This window comes from Streptomyces sp. NPDC031210 (assembly GCF_055570395.1).
On record NZ_JBVIHH010000004.1, the window covers coordinates 153,511 to 175,633 of the forward strand.

Sequence of the window (22,123 nt, forward strand, 5' to 3'; positions counted from 1 at the left end):
CGGTCCCCGCCCGGCGGGCATGCCGGATGTCGGGCCGGCCGCCGGGGCCGGTGCGGGAGGCAGTGGTGTGTGCGGGCCCACCTCGGCGGACGGATCGCCGCCCGGGGTACGTCCCGGGCGGCTCCACCACTTCAGCTTCGGCCCGGCGGCCTTACCGTCGTCCATGCTCTCCCCACCATTTCGCCCGCGTCCTGCGCGAGCCACCGCCACCTCGCGGTTCGCGCCCCGGACAGGGGTGCGCCGCCCGACAGCGATTCAACCAGTTCCGCGCGGGCCCGCGCAGGGCCCGGTCAGCGCGGGCCGGGGGCGGTGCCGTGCGGGGCGGTGCCGGCGGAGCTCAGGACGCCGGCCGGCGGGCGCTTGGGCTCCAGGGGCGGCGACGCGGGCAGCGGCCCGCGCGGGGGTGCCTTGCCGGGCTCGGCGGCCACCGGCAGGAAGTGGTAGGCCGAAGCCGGACCGGTCGCGGCTATCAGCGGCGGCAGGCCGAACCGGCCCGTCATCGCCTCCGTGCCCGGACGGGACACCGGCGCCGTACCGGGCCCGAACAGTCCCATCGAGCTGGGAGCGGGGGCAGCCGTCGGCGCGCCGGCCCGCCGCCCGGCACCCGGCCAGGAGTCGCGGTCCGCGCGGAAGGGGCCGCCGCCTGCCATCGAGGCGCCGGCCGCCGGGGTGGCGCTGAGCGGGGTGACGGTCGCGCCGCTGCCCTCGGTCCGCCCGCCCGGTGTGTCGACGGCCGCTTCCAGAGGCAGCGCGCCGCCGAGCGCGAAGGCCGCGAGCGAGACCGCGCCGGCCGCCGCGAAGGCGAATCTTCGCCGCTGCGGGGCGGGCCGCTCGGTGTCGTGGACCCGGAATCCGCGCGGCCGTGGCTCCGGGGCCAGGGCGGACAGGGCATGGCGGTCGGAGGGGAGGAAGCCGAACGAGCCGCCGCCCGGGACGGCGTCGCCGCGCCCGAAGCCACCGCCGCCCAGCCTGCTGCCGGGGCCGTCCTGATCGCCGCCGGGCAGCCCCTGGAGGCGCGCCAGCAGCCCCGCGGAGGGCCCGGGGGGTGTCGTCTCGGCGAAGACGCTCTTCAGCCTGCGCTGGGCGTCGGCCTCGGCCTTGCACTTGTGGCACGTCGCCAGGTGCGCCAGCACCCGCTCGCGCGCGTCATGGCCCAACTCACCGTCGACCAGAGCCGCGAGGCGGTCGCCGAGATGCTGCTCGGCGGGGGACGCACCGCCTGTAGCGCTCACGCGATTCCGACCTCCCCGCCGGCCACCACGGCGAGCGCGCGCTGCTGCTCGCGCTCTTCGGCGCGCGCCGCCGGGGAGCGGTGCTTGAGCGCCTTGCGCAGGTGGGAGCGGCCCCGGTGGATCCGGCTGCGGACCGTGCCGAGCTTGACGCCGAGGGTCGCGGCGATCTCTTCGTAGGACAGGCCCTCGATGTCGCACAGCACGACGGCGGCCCGGAACTCCGGCGCGAGGGTGTCCAGCGCCTGCTGGACGTCGGCGTCGAAGTGGGTGTCGTTGAAGTGCTGCTGCGGGGAGGGCTCGCGGCTGGGCAGCCGCTCGGCGGCGTCGTCCCCGAGCGCGTCGAAGCGGATGCGCTGGCGGCGGCGGACCATGTCCAGGAAGAGGTTGGTCGTGATGCGGTGCAGCCAGCCCTCGAAGGTGCCCGGGGTGTACGTCGACAGCGAGCGGAAGACGCGGACGAAGACCTCCTGGGTGAGGTCCTCGGCGTCGTGCTGATTGCCGGTGAGGCGGTAGGCGAGGCGGTAGACCCGTGCACTGTGGGTGCTGACGATCTCCTCCCAGCTGGGCGGCGTCCACGCCTGCGCGTCCGCGTCTGCGGCGAAGGTCGCGGTAGGTGCGGAGTAGGTGGAGCGGAGACGGTCAGCGGTGTTTGTCACGGATTTCGGCTCGGCGAACGACCTGCGCAAGCGCCTCAGCACTCCTCGGTCACCCGCCGCAGCCGCACCTCCCCTGGTGGCTCTGGTGGTGTCCAGTCGAGCCCCTACCATATCCACCTCGCCCGTTAGCTCCGGATAAGCAGTTTTGACCTGCATTTGGTCCTGCTTCTCGTCTTGGTTCGGCTCTCGCGCGGTCTTCACCGGTGCATCCCCCCTGGCTTTTGTTAACGCCCGGTCCCATCTGCGGGTTCCCGCACGCAGCGGATACAGTCACGGTTGCGTCAACTACGGGGACAGGAGAGGGCCATTACCGGCAACCGGCAGACGAGCTTGGCTTTCGCCGAGGCGTACGGCGCCGGGACCATCGACGGCACCACCGAAGCCGCCCTGCGCTGGTCCCGTGACCGCGCACGGGAAGCGGGCATCCGCACGGTGACGACCGGCACCGGCGCGGCCCTGCGCATGCTCGCCGCCACCGCCGACGCCAAAGCGGTCGCCGAGATCGGCACCGGCACCGGCGTGTCGGGCATCTACCTCCTGCACGGCATGCGGCCCGACGGGGTGCTCACCACCGTCGATCTCGAACCGGAGCGGCAGACCTTCGCCAAGCAGGCGTTCCGCGAGGCGGGCTTCGCCGGCAACCGCGCCCGTTTCATCCCCGGCCGCGCCCTGGACGTGCTCCCCCGGCTCGCGGACGGCGGATACGACCTCGTCTTCTGCGACGGGGACCTGCTGGAGTACCTGGAATACCTCGCTGAATCGTTGCGGCTGCTGCGCCCCGGCGGCCTGGTGTGCTTCGAGGGCGTCTTCGCCGACGGCCGTACGGTCGACTCGGCGGTGCAGCCGGCGGAGGTCCTGCGGCTGCGCGAACTGCTGCGCGCCGTGCGGGAGAGCACCTCTTTGGTGCCGTCCCTGCTGCCGGTCGGCGACGGGCTGCTCTGCGCCGTCAAGCGCGGCTGACCCCACCACCCGTGCGGGTGTCCCCGCGTCCCACCACGCCCACCTCCCCGCATCGCGACCCGGCCTCGCCCGGCCCGGGGCAACGAAACGGCCCCGGCACACGGCGCGCATCTCTGCACGCCGCCTGCCGGGGCCGGGGTAATCGGCTGGGGGTATCCGGGGTCAGCCCCGGGAAACCGCAGCGATTGGGTCGCCCTCTCAGACGGTGACCTTCTCCAGGGCCTCACCCAGGGCCTTGGCTTCGTCAGGTGTCAGCTCGACGACGAGTCGCCCGCCGCCTTCGAGCGGAACGCGCATGACGATGCCCCGCCCCTCCTTGGTCACCTCGAGCGGGCCGTCGCCCGTCCGCGGCTTCATCGCCGCCATGCTCGTTCCCCTTCCTGAAACCAGCTCATCGTCAGCCGACGGCCCGAATAGGCGCGTGTCACCGGCATCGAACACATTGCTTCCAGGCCATTATCCCGCATCGAACGACCCGATGACCAACATCGGGCAGCATCCCTTCTGCAACCCGCTCGGCCAAAACCACTCAATTCGGCGATCCGGCTGCGATACTTCGCCACTCGCACATGCCTGACCCGCCCCCGGTCTTTGATGTTCGTCACATGCCGCAGGCCGCTGATCTCCGGCATCCTGAGCGCTGACTGCCACTGACGCGCAGTCCGATCCGCGACGGAGGGGACCCCCACAAATGGCCGACACCGTGCTCTACGAAGTTTCCGACGGACTCGCCACCATCACCCTCAACCGCCCCGACGCGATGAACGCGATGAACATCGAGGCGAAGGTCGCCCTGCGCGACAGCGTCCGGCAGGCGGCCGCCGACCCGGCCGTACGCGCCGTCCTGCTGACCGCCACCGGGCGCGCCTTCTGCGTCGGGCAGGACCTCAAGGAGCACATCGGGCTGCTGGCCGAGGACAAGGCCACCGGCTCGCGCGTCACGATGAACACCGTGCGCGAGCACTACAACCCCATCGTCACGGCGCTGGCGGAGATGCCCAAGCCCGTCGTCGCGGGCGTCAACGGTGTCGCCGCGGGCGCCGGCGCGGGCTTCGCCCTGGCCGCCGACTACCGGGTCGTCGCCGAGTCGGCGTCCTTCAACACCTCCTTCGCGGGGGTCGCGCTGACCGCCGACTCCGGGATGTCGTGGACGCTGCCCCGGCTGATCGGCCACGGCCGGGCCGCCGATCTGCTGCTCTTCCCGCGCAACGTCTCCGCCGCGGAGGCGTACGACCTGGGCATCGCGAACAGGGTCGTCCCGGCCCACGAGCTGGCCGCCGAGGCCGCGGCCGTCGCCCGCCGGCTGGCCCAGGGCCCGACCGCCGCCTATGCCGCGCTGAAGGAGTCGCTCGCTTACGGGGCGGGCCACTCGCTGGCCGAGACCCTCGGCAAGGAGGACGAGCTCCAGGTGCGGGCGGGGGCGTCCGAGGACCACCAGATCGCGGTCGAGGCGTTCGTGAAGAAGGAGAAGCCCCGCTTCCTGGGACGCTGAGGAACCGCCGGGCCCCTGGCGCGGCGGCGGCCGGGCGGGCACTCAGCCCGCCGCCGCGGCCTCCGTCGCCGCGCGCACGTGACAGTCCGCCAAGTGGTCGTTGACCAGGCCGCACGCCTGCATCATGGCGTACGCGGTGGTGGGGCCCACGAAGCGGAAGCCGCGCTTTTTGAGGTCCTTGGCGAGCGCCGTGGATTCCGCCGTGACCGGCTGGACGTCGACGAGGGTGTGCGGCGCCGGGCGGGCGGCCCGGTCGGGGGCGTAGGACCAGATGAGCTGATCCAGCTCGCCCGGGGCCAGCGCGGCGGCCACCTTGGCGTTGTTGAGCGTCGCGGCGATCTTGGCGCGGTTGCGGATGATGCCGGGGTCGGTGAGCAGCCGTTCGGCGTCCGCCTCCGTGAACGCGGCCACCTCGGCGATGCGGAAGCCGGCGAACGCGGCGCGGAAGCCGGGGCGGCGGCGCAGGATCGTGATCCAGGACAGGCCGGACTGGAACGCCTCCAGGCTCATCCGTTCGAAGAGGGCGTCGTCGCCGTGGACCGGCCGGCCCCACTCGGTGTCGTGGTAGAGCCGGTAGTCGGCCGTCTGCTCCGAGACCATCCCCCAAGGGCAGCGCGGAACGCCGTCGGGAGCCGTCACCACACCGCTCATGACCGGGCCTCGCCTTCGGTGCCGCCGGGGTTGGGGTTTCCGTGGGCCTGCGGGCCGCCACCCGGTCCGCCCGGGCCCTCCGGTCCGCCGGGGCCGCCCCGCCCGTCCGGCCCGTCAGTTCCGTCCGTTTCGTTCGGGTCTTTGTGACCGGCGGGATCCGACGGCGGCCGCGGCGGTCCGGATACCGGCTCGGTGGGCGCCACAGGGCCCTGTGCGGGCCGTGCGCCGGCCGTCGGCCCCGGGCCCTGTCCGGTGCCCCGCAGAAGGCTCCCGGCGCCGCCCATGGCCGCGGCGTGCGCGCCGGCCAGTGCCGCTTCCAGCTCGGCGATCCGGGAGTCGCGCTCCGCCAGCTCGGCGCCCAGGCGGTCCAGGACGTCGTCGACGTCGTTCATGCGGTACCCGCGGACGGTCACCGGAAGGCGGACGGCCTCCACATCGGCGCGGGCCACCGGGCGGTCGCCGGGCAGCGGGTCGTGCAGTTGGTCCGGTTCGGCGTCGCGCAGGCCGCCGCCGTCACCGCCTCCGACGACGACGAGCGTGACCACGGCCACGACCACGACCATCGCGATCAGCAAGAACCAGAACACGACCAACTCCCCGCACTATGCGCCTGCTCTGATCGTGCCATGCGGCGGTGACAGTTAGGGTCGCTGGCGGACCACGGAGAAGGAGTCAGGGAATGCTGCGGCTGGGGAATCGCGAGTTCGGTGCGCACGAGCCGGTGATCATGGCGATCGTGAACCGGACTCCGGACTCGTTCTACGACCGGGGCGCCACGTTCCGCGACGAGCCCGCGCTGGCCCGCGTCGAGCAGGCGGTGGCCGAGGGCGCCGCGATCATCGACATCGGCGGAGTCAAGGCCGGTCCCGGCGAGGAGGTGAGCGCGGCCGAGGAGGCGCGCCGCACGGTCGGGTTCGTCGCCGAGGTCCGCAAGCGCCACCCCGATGTGGTGATCAGCGTCGACACCTGGCGGCACGACGTGGGCGAGGCGGTCTGCGAGGCCGGCGCCGATGTGCTCAACGACGCCTGGGGCGGGGCCGATCCGCGGCTCGCCGAGGTCGCCGCGCGCCACGGCGTGGGGCTGGTGTGCACACACGCCGGCGGCGCCGAGCCGCGGACCCGTCCGCACCGGGTGACGTACGAGGACGTGATGGCCGACATCCTGCGGGTGACGCTCGGACTGGCGGAGCGGGCCGTGGAGTTGGGTGTCCGGCGCGACGGGATCATGATCGATCCGGGGCACGACTTCGGGAAGAACACCCGGCACAGCCTGGAGGCGACCCGGCGGCTGGAGGAGATGACGCGGGCCGTTCCCCGCGCTCTCGGCTTCGCTCGGGCAGGGGACACCCCGTTGCCGGTGCTGGTGTCGCTGTCCAACAAGGACTTCGTCGGCGAGACGCTGGACAAGCCGGTCAAGGAGCGGGTGCTGGGCACCCTGGCGACGACCGCGGTCTCGGCCTGGCTGGGCGCGCGGGTCTACCGCGTCCACGAGGTCGCCGAGACCCGGCAGGTGCTGGACATGGTGGCCTCGATCGCCGGCCACCGGCCCCCGGCGGTCGCCCGCCGGGGACTGGCCTGAGGCACGCGGCGAAAGAGGTCGTGCGCGCCGCCTGTGGCGGCGTGCCCCGGGCGCCCGGCTAGTACCCGGCCTCCTTGGTGACCAGCGCGACCGCCTCGTCCACGTCGTCGCTGAGGTGGAAGAGGTCCAGGTCGGACATCGACGCCTTGCCCTCGGCGATGAGGGTGTCGCGCAGCCAGTCGACCAGCCCGCTCCAGTAGGCGGTGCCGAAGAGCACGATCGGGAAGCGGGTGACCTTGCGGGTCTGCACGAGGGTGAGCGCCTCGAAGAGTTCGTCCAGGGTGCCCATCCCGCCGGGCAGGACGACGAAACCGCGGGCGTACTTCACAAAGCACGTTTTTCGGACGAAGAAGTAGCGGAAGTCGACGCCGAGGTTCACGTACTCGTTCAGGCCCTGCTCGAAGGGCAGCTCGATGCCGAGGCCGACGGAGATCCCGCCGGCCTCGTGGGCGCCCTTGTTGGCGGCCTCCATGGCGCCCGGTCCGCCGCCGGTGATCACGGCGAACCCGGCCTCGACCAGGCCGCGTCCGATGTTCACCCCGGCCTCGTACTCCGGCGATCCGGGCTTGGTGCGAGCCGATCCGAAGACGCTGACGGCCGCGCCGAGTTCGGCCAGGGCGCCGAAGCCCTCCACGAATTCCGCCTGGATGCGCATCACGCGCCAGGGGTCGGTGTGAACCCATTCGGAGGGACCCACGGTGTCCAGCAGGCGCTGGTCCGTGGTGCCGGCCTGCACCTGGGCGCGACGACGCAGTACGGGACCCAGCCGCTGCTCCTCCGGGGCCGGTTCACCCTCGAGGTTGGCCATGACGTGCTCCCTCCGCTGACAGATCGTTTGCCGCTTCAGCGTAGGTCCACGGAACACGGGCGCAGGGTAATTCCGCTGGTATGCGGGCGGTCGGCGGTCGCCGGGCTCAGGCCGTCAGCCAGGCGCGCAGTCGTTCCTCGCAGTGCGCGATGCGGGCGATCTCGACCCGTTCGTCCTTCTTGTGCGCCAGAAGGGAGTAGCCGGGGCCGTAGTTGACGGCGGGGACGCCCAGGGAACTGAAGCGGGAGACGTCGGTCCAGCCGAACTTGGGCATCGCGGTGCCGCCGACGGCCTCCATGAACGCCTTGGCCGCCGGGTGGGACAGGCCGGGCAGCGCGCCCGGGGAGTGGTCGTCGACGACGAACTCGTCGAGGGGGCAGTCCGCGAAGACCTCGCGCACGTGCGCCACCGCCTCCTCGGGGGTGCGGTCGGGCGCGTAGCGGAAGTTGACGGTGACCGTGCAGGCGTCCGGGATGACGTTGTTGGCGACGCCGGCCTCGACGCGGACGGCGTTGAGGCCCTCGCGGTATTCCAGGCCGTCGATCACCGGGCGGCGCGGTTCGTACGCGGCGAGCCGGGCCAGGATCGGGGCGGCGGCGTGGATGGCGTTGGCGCCCATCCAGGAGCGCGCGGAGTGGGCCCGCTCGCCGGTGGTGCGCAGCAGGACCCGCAGGGTGCCCTGGCAGCCGCCCTCGACCTGGCCGTCGGAGGGCTCCAGGAGGACGGCGAAGTCACCGGCGAGCCAGTCGGGGTGCGCCTCGGCGACGTGGCCGAGGCCGTTGAGGTGGGCGGCGACCTCTTCGTTGTCGTAGAAGACGAAGGTCAGGTCGCGGTTGGGCGCGGGGACGGTGGCGGCCATCCGCAGTTGGACGGCGACGCCGGACTTCATGTCGCAGGTGCCGCAGCCCCACAGGACGCCGTTCTCGTCCAGCCGGGAGGGGACGTTGCCGGCGATCGGCACGGTGTCGAGGTGTCCGGCGAGGATCACCCGCTCGTCGCGGCCCAGGTGGGTGCGGGCGACGACGTTGTTGCCGTACCGGTCGACGGTCAGGTGCCCCAGTCCGCGCAGGGCGTGCTCGACCGCGTCGGCGAGGTCCTTCTCGTTTCCGCTCTCGGAGGGGAAGTCGACCAGCCGCGCGGTGAGCGCGGCGGCGTCGAGCGTGAGGTCGAGGGCGGGGTGGTGTGCGGAGCGCTCCATGGGGCCGACCCTATCCGGCGGCCCTCCAGTACGGTGGGCTCGTGTCCGCCCAGCCCGCAGCCCCCGCCCGCCGCAAGCGCCTCTGGCGTATCGCCGCGGCCTTCGCCGTGCTCCTCGGACTCGCCGGCTACCTCCTCGTCCAGTACGTCACCGGTGGTCCGGGCGCGCCGCGCTGCACGGTGCGGGCGGAGGGCGACGCGGAGGCGTACGAGCTGTCGCCCGAGCAGGCGTCGAACGCCGCGACGATCTCGGCGGTGGCGTCCTCGCGCGGGCTGCCGGAGCGGGCGGTGACGATCGCGCTGGCGACCGCCATGCAGGAGTCGGGGCTGCGCAACATCGACTTCGGTGACCGGGATTCGGTCGGGCTGTTCCAGCAGCGGCCGTCCCAGGACTGGGGCACGGTCCCGCAGATCATGGATCCGGTGTATTCGGCCGGGGAGTTCTACCGGCATCTGGCGCGAGTGCCCGGCTATTCCCGGCTGCCGCTGACCGTGGCCGCGCAGAAGGTGCAGCGCAGCGGCTATCCGCAGGCGTACGCCAAACACGAGGCGAACGCGGCGCGGTTGACCGGGGCGCTCACCGGCCGCGACCCGGCGGCGATGTCGTGCACCCAGAGCCGTCCGGTGGACGGCCGGGCGGGCGGCGTGGTGACGGTGCGCGAGGAGCTGGTCCGCGAGTTCGGGCCCGGGGTGCTGCCGCGGGCGGACGGCGCCGGGAAGCGCGGGGCGGCCGGCGGGCGCGCGGTGACCGTGCCGGTGCCGCGGGTGGCCGCGGAAGGCGGCGCGGGCGGGGCGCGGCGCGGCTGGGAGCTGGCGACGTGGGCGGTGGCCCACTCCGGCGAGCTGCGTATCGAACAGATCTCTTATGCCGGCCGGACGTGGACGGCCGCCGACGCGGGGAAGGGTTGGCAGCAGACGCCGGCCGGCTCCGGGGCTTCCGCCGGGCGATCCGCGGACGGCGTCCGCATCGTTACCGCGCAATAGTCCGCCCGGTCCCCCGAAAGGGGTATCGGCGGCAATTCCGCGCCGCCCGCGAGTTCCCCTTGCGGCGGCCGCTTTTCACCCCCAATTCCCTTGCCATTAAAGGGCCGTGACGTTTCCGCGCACCCGCCCCGCGTGCACATATTGCCCGCCTTTAGCCAGGCCCGATTATGTGACGCTTTACTAATTCTTTACCCTAGTTCACCGCAACCTTCGGGGGTCTGACGCGGTAGTCAGTGCGTCCGCCCGGCGGACATGGCACATCTGTCATAAGTACGAGTCCCTCTCCGTAAAAGGAGCACCATGTCCCTCCCCGTTACGCGTCGGATCGCCCGAGCCGCACTGCTCGTCGCAGCAAGCGCCGCTCCTGTGGTCGCAGCGGCCGGTTCCGCGGGCGCCGCGGAACTGCCCACCAAGGCACCCGGCCTGGGCGGACTGACCACTCTGGACTCCGCGAGCACCGGTGAGACCCTCAACAAGACCGCCAAGGTCGGCGCCGCCGTCACCAACGCGGCCGGCCAGCAGGGCGCCCAGACCCTCACCCCCACTCTGGTGACGGCCACCGACCCCGTGGTCAAGCAGGGCTCTCCGGCCACGCAGAAGGCCGTGCGCACCGCCGAGGACCAGGTCGCCAAGGCCACCAAGAAGGCCGCCAAGAAGGCCGCGCCGACGACCGCGAAGCCCTCCGACTCGGTCAAGGGCCTGCTCGGCGGCCTGCCCACCAAGGGCGTGCAGGTCGGCGGTCTCGGCGGCTGATCCTCCGTTCGCCGCAGAACGCGTGAGGGCCCGGGGAGTGCGACTCCCCGGGCCCTCACGCGTCACGGGCGCTCAGCGGCGCGCGCCTGGGCCGCTCACCGCGTCAGGCGGCGGACCGCGGCGTCCACCCGCTCGTCGGTGGCGGTGAAGGCGATCCGTACGAACCGCTCCCCCGCGGCGCCGTAGAACTCGCCCGGCGCGACGAGGATGCCGCGTCCGGCGAGGTCGGCGACGGTCTCCCAGCAGGGCTCGTCGCGGGTCGCCCAGAGGTAGAGCGACGCCTCGCTGTGCTCGATGCGGAAGCCGGCGGCCTCGAAGGCGGTGCGCAGGGCGGTGCGGCGGCGGGCGTAGCGCGCGCGCTGCTCGGCGACGTGGGCGGTGTCGCCCAGGGCCGCGACCGTGGCGGCCTGGACAGGGGCGGCGACCATCATTCCGCCGTGCTTGCGGAGCTGGAGCAGATCGCCGAGGACCGCGGCGTCACCGGCCAGGAAGGCGGCGCGGTAGCCGGCGAGGTTGGAGCGCTTGGAGAGCGAGTGGACGGCGACGACGCCGTCCGTGGAGCCGCCGCAGACGTCCGGGTGCAGCACGGAGACGGGGTCGGCCTCCCAGCCCAGTTCGAGGTAGCACTCGTCGCTGAAGACCAGCACTCCGTGCGCGCGCGCCCACGCGACGGTGCGGCGCAGCTCGTCGACGCCCAGCACCCGGCCGGTGGGGTTGGACGGGGAGTTCAGCCACAGCAGCTTCAGACCGGCCGGGTCCAGCGCGGTGGGGTCGTCGTAGACGACCGGTTCGGCGCCGGCCAGGCGGGCACCGACCTCGTACGTCGGGTAGGCCAGGCGCGGATAGGCCACCTTGTCCCCGGGGCCGAGGCCGAGCTGGGTCGGCAGCCAGGCCACCAGTTCCTTGGAGCCGACGATCGGCAGGACGTTGGTGTGGTCCAGGCCGCGGGCGCCCAGGCGGTCGGTGGCCCAGTTGGTGAGGGCGTCGCGCAGCGCGGGGGTCCCCCACACCGTGGGATAGCCGGGGCTGTCGGCCGCGTCGGTCAGGGCGCGCCGGATCACCTCGGGGACGGGGTCGACGGGGGTGCCGACGGAGAGGTCGACGATGCCGTCCGCGTGTGCCGCGGCCGTGGCCTTGTACGGCTCCAGGCGGTCCCACGGGAAGACCGGCAGGCGGTCGCGTGGTGACTTCCGGGGGCTGCGCGGGGCGCCGGACGGGACGGAAGGGGCTGCGCCCACGATGCTCACTTTCTCGGACGGGTGACACGGCCGCCCGCGCTGTCACCTCGGTCCCGTACGGCCACGGGCTCCCGCGCCGGGGCGCGGTGGTGCGGGGCCGTACGGGACCGGGCGGCGCCGTGCGACCGCTGCCGGCCTCGGAGGCAAGAGGGAGCGGGCCGGCTCCCTCCTGGTCCCCGGGTCGTTACTGGTTCTGCGGCGGCAGGGCCGCGATGAAGGGGTGGTCGCGCTCGATCAGGCCGAGCTTGCTGGCACCGCCGGGCGAGCCCAGCTCGTCGAAGAACTCCACATTGGCCTTGTAGTAGTCCTTCCACTCCTCCGGGGTGTCGTCCTCGTAGAAGATCGCCTCAACGGGGCAGACCGGCTCACAGGCACCACAGTCGACGCATTCGTCCGGGTGGATGTACAAGGACCGGGAGCCCTCGTAGATGCAGTCGACGGGGCACTCCTCGATGCATGCCTTGTCCTTGACGTCGACACAAGGCTGCGCGATGACGTAGGTCACGCTGTCGTTCCTCCTCGGTAGGGCCGGCGGACCGATTGGCAGTACCGCCGCAGGGCGCGCGGGAGCGCGGCGTCGTCGATGCCCGCCACCTAGTATCTCCGTTCCCGGGCGCGAGACGAACAAGAGGGGCGGGTAGAGCGATGGAATTCAGGGCCGGTGGCCGTGCCGAAGTCCGCATCACCATGGCTGACGTGGGCAAAAGGGTATCCGTCCGGCGCCTGACGGGGGCGGCAGCGGGGGACGCGGCGTTCACGGACGCGGTTGGCGTTCTCACATCGTGGAATCAGGGTGTGCTGAGCATCACACGGCGCGGCGGCGAGGTGGTGCGGATCGCGGAGTCTTCGCTGGTCGCGGGCAAGGTGGTGCCGGCCGAGCCGGTGCGCAGGAGGGGGCCGGCGGCCGGCACCCGGGAGCTCCAGGAGGTCGCGGCCCGCGGTTGGCCGGCCCTTGAGACAGAACGTCTCGGGGACTGGACGCTACGGGCGTCGGGAGGCTTCACCCGCCGCGCCAACTCGGTCCTGCCGCTCGGCGACCCCGGGACGGCGCCCGACGCGGCGCTGGAGCGCGTCCAGGAGTGGTATGGCGAGCGAGGGCTGCCCGCCCTGATCAGCGTCGCCACCGGGCGGGCGGACACCGACGAGAAGCTGGTGGCCGCGCTGGCCGAGCGCGGCTGGACGGCCGAGGCGCACACCACGGTCCGGATCGCCTCGCTCGCGCCGCTGGCCGCCGCCGGGGCGGACACCTCCCGGGTCGCCCTCTCCCGCGAGCCGGACGCCGGCTGGCTCGGCGTCTACAACCGCACCGGTGAGCCCACCGAGGCCGCGCTGCGGGTGCTGACCGGCGGGCCGTCGGTGTGGTTCGCGACGGTGCGCGACGCGGACGGCGCGACGGCGGCGATCGGCCGGGTGGTGATCGACAACCGCTGGGCGGGGTTCTCGGCGGTCGAGGTGGACGCGGAGCGGCGGCGCGGCGGGCTGGCCACACTGGTGATGGCGGCGCTCGCCGAGCGGGCCCTGGCGGAGGGCGCCTCTGCGGCGTACCTCCAGGTCGAGACGGACAACGAGGCGGCCCGCGCGCTCTACGACCGGCTCGGGTTCACCGTTCACCACGAATACCACTACCGGCGGGCCCTGTCGGGCGACGCGCGCTGAACGGACATGCCCATGCCCCACGAACCCCGGCCCGAGCCGGACGGCGCCCGTGCGGAGCGGCGCCGCCGGTTCGCCGAGGCCGCGCGCGAGGAGCGGCCCGATCTCGCGCTGCTGTGCCTGCTGATCGCCGCCGAGGCCGATCCGGCGCTGGACGAGGCGGCCGAGGACGCCGCGCAGATCGAACTGGACCGGCTGGCCGGGATGCTGCCGTACGTGCCGGCCCGCCGATCGGGCGGTGGGCCGGGAGCCGGCGGCGACCCGGGCGTCTGGGCCCGCAATCTCGCCGCGCTGCTCGGCACCCGCTGCGGCTTCCGCGGCTCGCCCGCCGACTACCGGCGGCTCGAATCGTCCCTGCTGCACCAGGTGCTGCGGCGCCGCCGCGGCCTGCCGATCCTGTTGTCGGTGGTGTGGATGGAGGTCGCGCGGCGGGCCGGGGCGCCGGTGTTCGGGGTGGCGCTGCCGGGCCACTTCGTCGTCGGCTTCGGCGACCCCGCCGCCGCGTCTCCCGATGAGCGGGTGCTGGCCGATCCGTTCGAGGGCGGCCGGCCGCTGGCGGAGGAGGACGCGGCGCTGCTGGTGGCGGGGGTGACCGGGGAGCGGCTGACGTCGCGGATGCTGGCGCCGGCCGATCCGCTGGAGATCGTCCTGCGCATCCTGAACAACATCCGCGCCTGGGCGCAGGCGCGGCCGGAGCACAGCGCGGTGCAGCTCTGGGCGCTGGAGCTGTCGCTGCTGCTGCCCAGCCACCCGGCCCGGCTGCGTTACGAGCGGGCCCAGGTGCTCGTCCAGCGCGGTGAGTTCCTGGCGGGGGCGGCGGAGCTGGAGGAGTACGCGACGGTGGTGGAGGCGGTGGAGCCGGCCACCGCGAGTACGGTGCGGCGGCAGGCGGCCGCGGCCCGCGCGCTGCTCAACTGACGGTCGGCGGGGACGGCGGCGTGCGGGGCGGGCGGGCCTCGCGGACGGTCCGCACGCCGGCGGGCGCCCCGGCGGGCCGGGTGCGACCGGCCCTTGTGCCGGCTTCCGCGACGGTCTCGCCCGTGCCGTCCCCGGGGGTGGCGATGCGGCGGACGATCAGCGCGGTCGCGTCGTCCTTGAGGTCGCCGCCGGTGAACCGCTCCAGGTCGGCCCGCAGGGTGCGGGCCAGTTCCGCGGGCTCCAGGTGCGTCCAGCCCGCCAGCCGCTCGCCCAGCGGGTAGAACTCGCCGTCCGGGCCGCGCGCCTCGGTCACCCCGTCCGTGCACAGCACCACCCAGTCGCCGGCCTCGGGGCGCACCCGTGCGGCCCGGCGCGGCTCACCGCTGAGCGTCCCCAGGCCGAGCGGCAGCCCGCCCTCGCCGTCGCTGCGCTCGTGGACCTCGCCGTCGCGGACGAGGTAGTACGGGATGTGGCCGCAGGAGAGCACCCGGGCCTCGTCCGTCGAGCGCACCTCCATCAGCAGGGCGGTCACGAAGCGTTCGTCCGTGCCCTGCTCCGCCGAGCGGGTGTTGTAGCGGGTCAGGGCCAGCTCCATGCGCTCGGCGACCGACTCCAGCGACTCCTGGTAGTGCGCGGCCTCCCGGAAGGACGCCAGCACCTCCAGGCCCGCGCCGATCGCCGGCATGCCCTTGCCCTGTACGTCGCCGATCAACAGGCGCAGCCCGTGCGGGGTGTCGACCGCCTCGTAGATGTCGCCGCCGACCCGGGCGCCCTCCTGGGCGGAGACGAAGAATCCGAACGCCTCCACCGGCCCGGCGGTGAGCGGCAGCTCGCGCAGCATGGCCCGCTGCACGGTGTCGGCGACCAGGCTGGTGCGCTCGTGCAGCGCCTCGCGCTGGAGCCGGGTGCGGCACAGCACCAGCGCGAAGACCGCCACCAGGTACGCGCCGAAGATGCCGACGACCCGGCTGGCCGCGGCCCAGTCGGGCACCGTGTAGAGGTCGACGTAGGTCAGGCAGAGCACGAAGACGACCGCCACCAGGAGCGCCCGGCGGTAGGAGCAGCGCAGCGCGGCCACCAGCGGGGCGATCCCCATGAAGGCCGAGATGTGCAGTTCGGGGCCGGTCGTCACGTCCACGGCCGTGACGACCGCGATGGCGAGGATCAGCAGCACCATCGCCCGGCGGCCGCCGCTCTGCGGGGGTCGGTTGGCAGGCATAACACTTCCAGCCTGCGGGACGCGGACCGGCGCCGCACAGGGGCGAAGGTCCCCTGGGGGCCCGGGGCGACCCGGGACCCCTGGGGCCCTCTCCGTGTGTTCGGCCTTCCTGTGCCCGGCCTTTCCTGTGGTCAGCCTTTCCTGTGGTCAGCCGTTCCTGTGTCAGCCGCCGTCCGCGCCGACGGTCTGGATCCGCTCGGCGGGGGTCCGGCCCAGCAGCGCCTTGCCCAGCGCGCTGGCCACCTCCCGGACGGTGACCGGCTTCTTGGAGCCGTCTCCCTTGGTGAGCAGGACGCCGTTGAACGTGTCGCCGTACAGCCCCCGGAGGGCCGGCAGGTCGTAGGACGGCACGAGAGAGCCACCGACGATCTTGAACGACAGGAACTTCGGGATCGACTTCTGCGGGCTGAAGGACACCGCGTGCGCCGCGTCGGTGCGGACCGTCACCAGCCCGGACATCGCGGGCTCGGCGAACTGCTTCATCGCCTTGTCCACGGCGGCCTTGCTGACCTTGGGCTGCTGGGTGGACGCGGCCAGCACCACCGGGTCGCCTGCGCCGGTGGTGACGCGCCGGCGGTACGCCTCGGCGACCTTCGTCTTGGACGCCTCGACGTCTATCGCCTTGTGCGGCGCGCCGTAGTGCGGCACCGCCTTGCCGTTCTCGAAGGTGATCCCGCCGTCCTGGGCGGCGCTGCCGGAACCGGCGAGGGTCTCCAGCGCGATCTCCAGCTTCTCGTCGTCGACGATCATGGCGGGCTTGGCGGTGCGGGTGCCGCCGAACAGGGAGCCGATGACGGAGACGGGGTTGTAGTCCCGGCCGGCCGCGTCGCGGACCGTCGCCTGGGCGTCGACGTCCAGGCCGGCCCTCGCGGGCTGGAGGGTCACCGGCTTGCCGTCGATGCTGAGCTTCAGCGGCTCGTTGCGCCGGTCCTTCAGCGCCGACTCCAGCTTCTTGACGGCCTCTTCGCTGGTCGTGCCGCCGATGTCGACGCCGAGCGCGGTGGTGCCGTTGGGCACGTCGGCGTGGTCGAGGAGCAGGCCCGCGCCGTAGGCGACGCCGGCCAGGACGACCAGGCCGGCACCCGCGAGGACGATCTTGTTGCGCCCCTTCTTGGGCGGGTTGATCGGCTCGGGGATCTTGGGGCGCGGCGGCGGGGCGGCGCTCTCACCTGTGCCGGGCGGGAACGGCGAGGAGGCGCCGGGTCCGCCCGGGCCGGGAGTGGCGGGGATGCCGCTGACGAGGGTGTCGCCGGAGACCCGTCCGCCGGGGCCGCCGGGGCCCTTCTTGGATCCGGCCTGTCCGCTCTTGGGTCCGGCCTGTCCGCCGCCGGGCAGGCCGCCGGAGATGCCGCCGGTGACGCCGAGGCCGCTGCCCGGGCCGGTCAGCGGGGGCGCCGGCGGCTGCGGGGTGAACTGCGCGGTGTCGTCGCCCCGGCGGGAGCCGTCGCCGGTGGCCGGCCCGGGGTCGCTGAAGCCGGGCGGGAGGTTGAGCGCGGAGCTGCCGTGCGCCGGTCCCGTCGTCGGGCCGCTCGGGCCGGCGGGCCGGGGGGCGTCGAAGGGGCTGTGGTCGCGCGAGGGCCCGGCGGAACCGTCGAACGGCGAGCCGCCGCCCTGTGCGGGGGAGCCGCCCGGCGGGGGGCCGCCCTGGCCGCCGCGCGGCGAACCGCCGTCGAACGGGGAGCCGCCGCCCTGCGGGGCCCCGCCGTCGAACGGCGAGCCGCCCTGCGCCGCCGGATTGTCCGAGAAGTACGGCAGGTCCGGGCGCTGCGGGGGCTTCGGGCCGGACGGGTCGCGCGGCGGTGTCGCCCCGGACGCGCCGAGCGGCGTGGGGGCCGCTCCGCCGGGCACGGGCGGCGCGGCGTGCGATCCGGTGCTGCTGGAGGACTGCCCCGACCGGCGCGGCGCGAACCAGTCGCTGGTCTTGTCGGCCGGGCCGCCCGGGGTGGTCTCGTCCGCCGGGGCGTCGGGCCGCGGGGTGTTCGCGGTCCGCTCCGCCGTGCGTTCGGCGCCCCGCGCGGGGCGCGGCGTCCCGCCGGACGCGGGCGATCCGCTCATGCCGGACTCCTCACCGACGGGCTTGCGCACGACGACCGGCGGGATGGGGCGCGAGCCCGGAATGTTGATCTTGATCCGCGTCGTCAGCGTGGTCTCGGTCTTCGGCGCCGGACGTGCCGCGGCACCGCCCGCCGTCTCGTCGGCGTCTCCCCTGGGCGAGCCGTAAGGCGGCGTCCCCGAGGGGTACGCGGCTCCGCCACGGCCCTGCGGGCCCGAGGACGAACTGTCAGATTCACGACTCAAAGCAGGTTCTCCCGGTTGGCTCCGCCGCTCGTCAGAGATGTTTCCCGGCCTCAGGCCGAGAGGTGCCCCCAGGGCGGCGCGGCGGCGCGCACCACCATACTGTCCGCCGCCGGTGGACACCCGGAGAGAGTACGAACACCCCCGGCACGGGCGAACCCCCGGCACCCGGATCGCTCATCCGGGGCCGCGCGGCATCCGTCCTGGTATGGACCAGGTCATCCGCCAACTCCGCCGCGCGGCCCGCCCGTAGCCCGCATCTGGGCCGCGGTGGCGCAGATCACAGCGGCCAGGATCCCGCCCAGCAGGAAGATGTACGAGCCGAGTCCCGCGCCGAAGAGGAAGTCACCCTCCGGGCGCGTGTCGGTCAGCAGCAGGAAAACGGTCACCAGCCAGGCCGCGCCCGGCACGAGCACGCCGGCGTTGGTGCCGGTCGCGCGGGCGCCGCCGTAGAAGAGGCCGCCGGTGCCGGCCAGCGCCAGCACCAAGCCGCCCGGGAACCACGCCGCTTGGAGGAGCGCCCCGGCGAGCGCGGTCAGCACCCCGGCGACCAGCAGCAGGACGTACAGGGCCACCCGGCCCGGCGTGATCGGCGCCGTCAGGGCCGCGCTCGCGGTCGGCGTCAGGGGACCGCCCGGCCGCGCGCCGGCGCCGCCGCCCGTTCCCGCCCGCGACCGCTGGGGGCCCTTGCCCGCGCCGCCACCGCCCTTCGACCCGCTCATTCCGCAGCCTCCTCGATCCGGATGTTCCCGCCGCCGTCCGCCCCTTCGGCCTCCGCCCCGGTGCCGCCGTCCCCGGTCAGGCCCGCGAAGAGATCGTCCTCGCGGGCGCCGTCCGGGGCGCCGGAGACGCCGTGCACGAGCTGATAGTGCTCGGTGCGCAGCAGCGGCTGCCCCAAGTCATTGGAGAGCGCGAAGAAGGGACCGTCGACCGCGATCTGGGTGTAATGCGCGCGCATCGCCTCGGCCTTCGCGGCCACGTACACCGGTTCGGCGCCGATCGACGCCGTGATGTCGGCGTCCGGCACCACGCCCGGCACGTCGTCCACCGACGCGATGCCGGGGAAGGAGTGCCCGGCCTCGCGCAGCCGCTCGAAGCCCTCCTCGACCACCGAACGGGGGTTGCGGTTCCAGTAGATCTTCCCGATCGCGTACGCGGGGCCGAGCTCCGGGCGGAAGTCCGCCCGCCCGGCGAGCTCGGCACCGCGCATGGCGACCCGGTGCGCCTGGATGTGGTCGGGGTGGCCGTATCCGCCGTTCGGGTCATACGTGAGCAGAACCTGCGGCCTGATCTCCCGGATGACGGCCACCAGATGGGCGGCCGCCTCGTCGAGGTCGGCCCGCCAGAAGGCGTCGGGCCGGTCGTTCTGGGGTGCGCCCATCATTCCGGAGTCGCGGTAGCGGCCGGCCCCGCCGAGGAAGCGGTGGTCGGTGACGCCGAGGACCGCCATCGCGGCGGCCAGCTCGCCGGCGCGGTACGGGCCGAGGGCGTCGTCGCGGTCGGGTGCGAGGTGGGCGAGCTCGGGCGGGATGACCTCGCCCTCCTCGCCGCGCGTGCAGGTCACGAGCGTCACCAGCGCGCCCTCGGCCGCGTACTTGGCCATGGTGACGCCGTTGTTGATCGACTCGTCGTCCGGATGCGCGTGCACCAGCAGCAGACGGCGGGACGCTGCGGAGCGCGGGGCGCTTTCCCGGTCGGACGACGCCGGGAGGGGGGCGGGCTGGTCGGTCATGCACAGCAGCCTACGAGCCACCCGGCCCGCGCTCGGCACCCGATCCCGCTCCGCGCGCGTACGCCCGTCCGGGGGAACGGGCGCACAGCGGGCGGTTTCAGAACTTGATGTTGCCGAGCATCCCGGCGACGTTCGTCGTCAACTGCTTGATCGTCGGAGCGATGGACGAGCTGGCCAGATAGAAGCCCAGCAACATGCAGACGAATGCATGCCCGCCCTTCAGCCCGGCCTTCTTGACCAGCAAGAAGACGATGATCGCCAGCAGCACCACCGCCGAAATCGAGAGTGCCACGGCGGCTCACCTCCAAGTACGCATGGACCGGACAGGTTTGATGGTGCGGGGACGCCTGCGCGTACCCCGCACCGGGGTATGCCAAGGGCTCTTTACCCCGTACCCACTACGCGCAAGGGATCATAACTTTCCGTCCGTGCGCATAAGTCGGAGCACGGGAGCAGAACGGGGGCGCACGCGATCTTCGCGAGCGCGACCGGATGTGCCCCGCGGGCCGTCCGGCGGGCCCCGGTCGGACGCCCCGCGAGGGCCGTCCGGACCCGTAGGCTCGGCCGTATGACCGGACAGCTTCCCTTCCCCCGGCAACACGCCCGTACACAGCGCTTCACGCTGGGCGCTCCGCGCGGCTTCGCCCTTTCCCCCGACGGCGCCCGCGTCGTCTTCCTGCGCTCCTCCTCGGGCACCGACCGGGCCCAGCGGTTGTGGGTCCTGGACCTGGGGGAGGAACGGGAGTTCACCGCCGCCGATCCCGCCGCCCTGCTCGGCGGCGCGCGGGAGGAACTCTCCGCCGAGGAACGGGCGCGCCGCGAGCGCACCCGTGAGGGCTCGGCGGGCATCGTCGGCTACGCCGTGGACTCCGCGGTCGAGTTGGCGGCCTTCACCCTCTCCGGACGGTTGTTCGTCAGCGAGCTGCGGGCCGGCACCACCCGCGAAATCCCCGTCCCGGGGCCCGTGGTGGACCCGCGCCCGTCGCCGGACGGCCGGCATGTGGCGTTCGTGGAGAACGGTCGCCTGCGGGTGGTCGCGGCCGATGGCGGCGCGGCGGACGACGGACCGGGCGAGGGCGGCTCCCGCGACGCCGGCCGGACGCTGGCGAGCCCCGACGGACCCGAAGTGACCTGGGGGCTGGCGGAGTTCATCGCGGCCGAGGAGATGGGCCGCTACCGGGGCTTTTGGTGGTCTCCCGAGAGCGACCGGGTGCTGGCCGCGCGGGTCGACGAGGCGCCGGTGCGCCGCTGGTGGATCTCCGACCCCGCCCACCCCGACCGTGAGCCCGTCCAGGTGCCCTATCCGGCGGCCGGCACCCCCAACGCCAAGGTGACGCTGGCCCTGCTCGGCCTGGACGGCTCCCGGACGGACGTCACCTGGGACACCGACCGCTACCCCTACCTGGCCCGCGTCCACTGGTCCCCGGCCGGTCCGCCGCTGCTGCTGGTGCAGTCCCGCGACCAGCGCGACCAGCGGTATCTGGCCGTCGACACCACCACCGGCACGACGCGCACGGTGCACGAGGACGAGGACGAGGTGTGGGTCGAGCCGTTCCCCGGGGCGCCGGCCTGGACGCCGGACGGCCGGCTGGTGCGGATCGCCGACGAGGGCGGCGCCCGCAAGCTGTTCGTCGGCGACCGCCCGCTGACCGCGGCGCCGCTGCACGTCCGGGCCGTCCTGGACATCGGCGAGGACGACGTGCTGTTCTCCGCGAGCGGCACCGAGATGCACGACATCGGCGTCTACCGCGCCTGGTTCCGCGGCAGCGGTGACCAGGGCGGCTGGGAACGGGTCGGCGGGCGTCCGTACCCGACGGTGTCCTCGGCGGTGCGCGGCGGGCCGCTGGTGGTGCTGTCCCAGACCTCGCTGGAGTGGCCCGGCGCCCGGGTGGAGGTGGTGCGGCTGGACGCGGACGGCGGGGAGAAGACCCTCGCGACGATCGGTTCCCACGCCGAGGAGCCGAGCCTGGTCGCGCGCCCCCGGCTGGTCCTGGCCGGCGAGCGGGAGATCCCGTGCGCGGTGCTGCTGCCGGACGGCTACGCGGAGGGCGACGGCCCGCTGCCGGTGCTGCTCGATCCGTACGGCGGTCCGCACGGCCAGCGGGTGGTCGCCGCGCACAACGCCCATCTGACCTCGCAGTGGTTCGCCGACCAGGGGTTCGCGGTGATCGTCGCGGACGGCCGGGGGACCCCGGGCCGCTCCCCCGCCTGGGAGAAGGCGGTGTCCAGGAACCTCGCGGAGGTCACCTTGGAGGACCAGGTCGCCGCCCTCCAGGCGCTGGCCGAATCCTTCCCCCTCGACCTGGAGCGGGTCGCCATCCGCGGCTGGTCCTTCGGCGGATACCTCGCCGGGCTCGCGGCGCTGCGCCGGCCCGATGTGTTCCACGCGGCGGTGGTGGGCGCGCCCGTCACCGATCTGCGGCTGTACGACACCCACTACCAGGAGCGGTATCTCGGCCACCCCGACGAGGAGCCGGAGGTCTACGCCGCCAATTCGCTCCTCACCGACGAGGGGCTGTCGGGGGCGGCGGAGCAGCACCGCCCGATGCTGATCGTGCACGGTCTGGCCGATGACAACGTGGTGGTGGCGCATTCACTGCGGCTGTCCTCGGCCCTGCTGGCGGCGGGCCGCCCGCACGAGGTGCTTCCGCTGTCCGGGGTGACGCACATGACGCCCCAGGAGCAGGTGGCCGAAAACCTGCTGCTGCTCCAGGTCGACTTCCTCAAGAGGTCGTTGGGCATGGCCTGACCCGGGC

Annotated in this window: 22 protein-coding genes; 8 read left to right on the forward strand and 14 right to left on the reverse strand. The window is 73.7% G+C overall.

Annotation, left to right across the window (positions count from 1 at the left end; all coding sequences use genetic code 11):
- Positions 1-290 precede the first annotated feature (290 nt).
- Together ACZ45Z_RS10180 and sigE are read right to left on the reverse strand one after the other, a co-directional pair.
- Positions 291-1,232: an anti-sigma factor family protein gene (locus ACZ45Z_RS10180; protein ID WP_468359103.1), complete on the reverse strand. Its 942-nt coding sequence runs from the start codon at positions 1,230-1,232 to the stop codon at positions 291-293.
- Entirely contained in the window at positions 1,229-1,999 is a 771-nt protein-coding gene (gene sigE / locus ACZ45Z_RS10185) for an RNA polymerase sigma factor SigE (RefSeq protein ID WP_468359106.1), read from the reverse strand. Before sigE ends, ACZ45Z_RS10180 begins: the two co-directional genes overlap by 4 nt.
- A gap of 165 nt (positions 2,000-2,164) precedes the next feature.
- Here sigE and ACZ45Z_RS10190 point away from each other — a divergent pair, with 165 nt between their 5' ends.
- A complete protein-coding gene (locus ACZ45Z_RS10190; protein ID WP_468359109.1) occupies positions 2,165-2,848 on the forward strand; it encodes an O-methyltransferase in 684 nt (227 codons plus the stop codon).
- Positions 2,849-3,046: 198 nt separating this feature from the next.
- Here the strand turns inward: ACZ45Z_RS10190 and ACZ45Z_RS10195 are convergent, their stop codons facing one another.
- The gene (locus ACZ45Z_RS10195) at positions 3,047-3,214 is read right to left on the reverse strand and encodes a DUF3117 domain-containing protein (protein ID WP_003985072.1); all 168 of its coding nucleotides are present in this window, start codon (positions 3,212-3,214) and stop codon (positions 3,047-3,049) included.
- A gap of 325 nt (positions 3,215-3,539) precedes the next feature.
- Here ACZ45Z_RS10195 and chcB point away from each other — a divergent pair, with 325 nt between their 5' ends.
- Complete coding sequence (chcB, locus tag ACZ45Z_RS10200; protein WP_468359112.1) at positions 3,540-4,340, forward strand: 2-cyclohexenylcarbonyl CoA isomerase; 801 nt, start codon at positions 3,540-3,542, stop codon at positions 4,338-4,340.
- 42 nt (positions 4,341-4,382) lie between these two features.
- Here chcB and ACZ45Z_RS10205 read toward each other — a convergent pair whose 3' ends face one another.
- Both ACZ45Z_RS10205 and ACZ45Z_RS10210 read right to left on the reverse strand, forming a co-directional pair.
- The gene (locus ACZ45Z_RS10205; RefSeq protein WP_468359115.1) at positions 4,383-4,991 is read right to left on the reverse strand and encodes a DNA-3-methyladenine glycosylase I; all 609 of its coding nucleotides are present in this window, start codon (positions 4,989-4,991) and stop codon (positions 4,383-4,385) included.
- Positions 4,988-5,578: a DivIVA domain-containing protein gene (locus ACZ45Z_RS10210; protein WP_468359117.1), complete on the reverse strand. Its 591-nt coding sequence runs from the start codon at positions 5,576-5,578 to the stop codon at positions 4,988-4,990. The genes ACZ45Z_RS10205 and ACZ45Z_RS10210 overlap by 4 nt, the downstream gene beginning before the upstream one ends.
- 92 nt (positions 5,579-5,670) lie before the next feature.
- Here ACZ45Z_RS10210 and folP point away from each other — a divergent pair, with 92 nt between their 5' ends.
- Positions 5,671-6,570: a dihydropteroate synthase gene (folP, locus tag ACZ45Z_RS10215; protein ID WP_468359120.1), complete on the forward strand. Its 900-nt coding sequence runs from the start codon at positions 5,671-5,673 to the stop codon at positions 6,568-6,570.
- A gap of 58 nt (positions 6,571-6,628) precedes the next feature.
- Here the strand turns inward: folP and ACZ45Z_RS10220 are convergent, their stop codons facing one another.
- Both ACZ45Z_RS10220 and dapE read right to left on the reverse strand, forming a co-directional pair.
- On the reverse strand, positions 6,629-7,378 hold the full coding sequence (locus tag ACZ45Z_RS10220) for an LOG family protein (RefSeq protein ID WP_468359123.1): 750 nt from the start codon (positions 7,376-7,378) through the stop codon (positions 6,629-6,631).
- A gap of 106 nt (positions 7,379-7,484) precedes the next feature.
- Positions 7,485-8,576, reverse strand: a complete 1,092-nt coding sequence (gene dapE, locus ACZ45Z_RS10225) for a succinyl-diaminopimelate desuccinylase (RefSeq protein ID WP_468359126.1) — start codon at positions 8,574-8,576, stop codon at positions 7,485-7,487.
- A gap of 41 nt (positions 8,577-8,617) precedes the next feature.
- Here dapE and ACZ45Z_RS10230 point away from each other — a divergent pair, with 41 nt between their 5' ends.
- Together ACZ45Z_RS10230 and ACZ45Z_RS10235 are read left to right on the forward strand one after the other, a co-directional pair.
- Positions 8,618-9,559, forward strand: coding sequence for a VldE C-terminal domain-containing protein (locus ACZ45Z_RS10230; RefSeq protein ID WP_468359128.1), 942 nt, complete (start codon positions 8,618-8,620; stop codon positions 9,557-9,559).
- 300 nt (positions 9,560-9,859) lie between these two features.
- A complete protein-coding gene (locus tag ACZ45Z_RS10235) occupies positions 9,860-10,312 on the forward strand; it encodes an ATP-binding protein (RefSeq protein WP_468359131.1) in 453 nt (150 codons plus the stop codon).
- A 95-nt stretch (positions 10,313-10,407) separates the two neighbouring features.
- On the opposite strand, the gene dapC is transcribed toward ACZ45Z_RS10235, so the two are convergent.
- A complete protein-coding gene (gene dapC, locus ACZ45Z_RS10240; RefSeq protein ID WP_468359782.1) occupies positions 10,408-11,484 on the reverse strand; it encodes a succinyldiaminopimelate transaminase in 1,077 nt (358 codons plus the stop codon).
- Positions 11,485-11,734: 250 nt separating this feature from the next.
- A complete protein-coding gene (gene fdxA, locus ACZ45Z_RS10245; protein WP_018089397.1) occupies positions 11,735-12,055 on the reverse strand; it encodes a ferredoxin in 321 nt (106 codons plus the stop codon).
- A gap of 140 nt (positions 12,056-12,195) precedes the next feature.
- On the opposite strand from fdxA, the gene ACZ45Z_RS10250 reads away from it, so the two are divergent.
- Positions 12,196-13,206, forward strand: coding sequence for a GNAT family N-acetyltransferase (locus tag ACZ45Z_RS10250; RefSeq protein ID WP_468359134.1), 1,011 nt, complete (start codon positions 12,196-12,198; stop codon positions 13,204-13,206).
- Positions 13,207-13,218: 12 nt separating this feature from the next.
- Positions 13,219-14,121, forward strand: coding sequence for a transglutaminase-like domain-containing protein (locus ACZ45Z_RS10255; protein ID WP_468359137.1), 903 nt, complete (start codon positions 13,219-13,221; stop codon positions 14,119-14,121).
- On the opposite strand, the gene ACZ45Z_RS10260 is transcribed toward ACZ45Z_RS10255, so the two are convergent.
- The 5 genes from ACZ45Z_RS10260 to ACZ45Z_RS10280 all read right to left on the reverse strand — a co-directional run bounded on the left by ACZ45Z_RS10260 (position 14,114) and on the right by ACZ45Z_RS10280 (position 19,659).
- Positions 14,114-15,340 (reverse strand): PP2C family protein-serine/threonine phosphatase, encoded by a 1,227-nt coding sequence (locus tag ACZ45Z_RS10260; protein ID WP_468359140.1) that lies wholly within the window; start codon positions 15,338-15,340, stop codon positions 14,114-14,116. The two genes, ACZ45Z_RS10255 and ACZ45Z_RS10260, sit on opposite strands and share 8 nt — an antisense overlap.
- Before the next feature lie 162 nt (positions 15,341-15,502).
- A complete protein-coding gene (locus tag ACZ45Z_RS10265) occupies positions 15,503-17,638 on the reverse strand; it encodes a hypothetical protein (RefSeq protein ID WP_468359143.1) in 2,136 nt (711 codons plus the stop codon).
- Between the two features lie 215 nt (positions 17,639-17,853).
- A complete protein-coding gene (locus ACZ45Z_RS10270) occupies positions 17,854-18,357 on the reverse strand; it encodes a DUF6113 family protein (protein WP_468359146.1) in 504 nt (167 codons plus the stop codon).
- Entirely contained in the window at positions 18,354-19,367 is a 1,014-nt protein-coding gene (gene mshB / locus ACZ45Z_RS10275; RefSeq protein WP_468359149.1) for an N-acetyl-1-D-myo-inositol-2-amino-2-deoxy-alpha-D-glucopyranoside deacetylase, read from the reverse strand. Before mshB ends, ACZ45Z_RS10270 begins: the two co-directional genes overlap by 4 nt.
- A gap of 97 nt (positions 19,368-19,464) precedes the next feature.
- The gene (locus ACZ45Z_RS10280; protein WP_468359152.1) at positions 19,465-19,659 is read right to left on the reverse strand and encodes a hypothetical protein; all 195 of its coding nucleotides are present in this window, start codon (positions 19,657-19,659) and stop codon (positions 19,465-19,467) included.
- Positions 19,660-19,935: 276 nt separating this feature from the next.
- Between ACZ45Z_RS10280 and ACZ45Z_RS10285 the strand changes: the two genes are divergently transcribed.
- Positions 19,936-22,116, forward strand: coding sequence for a S9 family peptidase (locus ACZ45Z_RS10285; RefSeq protein WP_468359154.1), 2,181 nt, complete (start codon positions 19,936-19,938; stop codon positions 22,114-22,116).
- Positions 22,117-22,123 lie beyond the last annotated feature (7 nt).

What these genes read in the sequence shown, in the direction of transcription:
- sigE (WP_468359106.1), bottom strand. Translation starts at nt 1,999, where the DNA reads ATGGTAGGGGCTCGACTGGACACCACCAGAGCCACCAGGGGAGGTGCG.
- ACZ45Z_RS10195 (WP_003985072.1), bottom strand. Translation starts at nt 3,214, where the DNA reads ATGGCGGCGATGAAGCCGCGGACGGGCGACGGCCCGCTCGAGGTGACC.
- chcB (WP_468359112.1), top strand. Translation starts at nt 3,540, where the DNA reads ATGGCCGACACCGTGCTCTACGAAGTTTCCGACGGACTCGCCACCATC.
- ACZ45Z_RS10205 (WP_468359115.1), bottom strand. Translation starts at nt 4,991, where the DNA reads ATGAGCGGTGTGGTGACGGCTCCCGACGGCGTTCCGCGCTGCCCTTGG.
- folP (WP_468359120.1), top strand. Translation starts at nt 5,671, where the DNA reads ATGCTGCGGCTGGGGAATCGCGAGTTCGGTGCGCACGAGCCGGTGATC.
- ACZ45Z_RS10220 (WP_468359123.1), bottom strand. Translation starts at nt 7,378, where the DNA reads ATGGCCAACCTCGAGGGTGAACCGGCCCCGGAGGAGCAGCGGCTGGGT.
- dapE (WP_468359126.1), bottom strand. Translation starts at nt 8,576, where the DNA reads ATGGAGCGCTCCGCACACCACCCCGCCCTCGACCTCACGCTCGACGCC.
- ACZ45Z_RS10235 (WP_468359131.1), top strand. Translation starts at nt 9,860, where the DNA reads ATGTCCCTCCCCGTTACGCGTCGGATCGCCCGAGCCGCACTGCTCGTC.
- ACZ45Z_RS10250 (WP_468359134.1), top strand. Translation starts at nt 12,196, where the DNA reads ATGGAATTCAGGGCCGGTGGCCGTGCCGAAGTCCGCATCACCATGGCT.
- ACZ45Z_RS10255 (WP_468359137.1), top strand. Translation starts at nt 13,219, where the DNA reads ATGCCCCACGAACCCCGGCCCGAGCCGGACGGCGCCCGTGCGGAGCGG.
- ACZ45Z_RS10260 (WP_468359140.1), bottom strand. Translation starts at nt 15,340, where the DNA reads ATGCCTGCCAACCGACCCCCGCAGAGCGGCGGCCGCCGGGCGATGGTG.
- ACZ45Z_RS10270 (WP_468359146.1), bottom strand. Translation starts at nt 18,357, where the DNA reads ATGAGCGGGTCGAAGGGCGGTGGCGGCGCGGGCAAGGGCCCCCAGCGG.
- mshB (WP_468359149.1), bottom strand. Translation starts at nt 19,367, where the DNA reads ATGACCGACCAGCCCGCCCCCCTCCCGGCGTCGTCCGACCGGGAAAGC.
- ACZ45Z_RS10285 (WP_468359154.1), top strand. Translation starts at nt 19,936, where the DNA reads ATGACCGGACAGCTTCCCTTCCCCCGGCAACACGCCCGTACACAGCGC.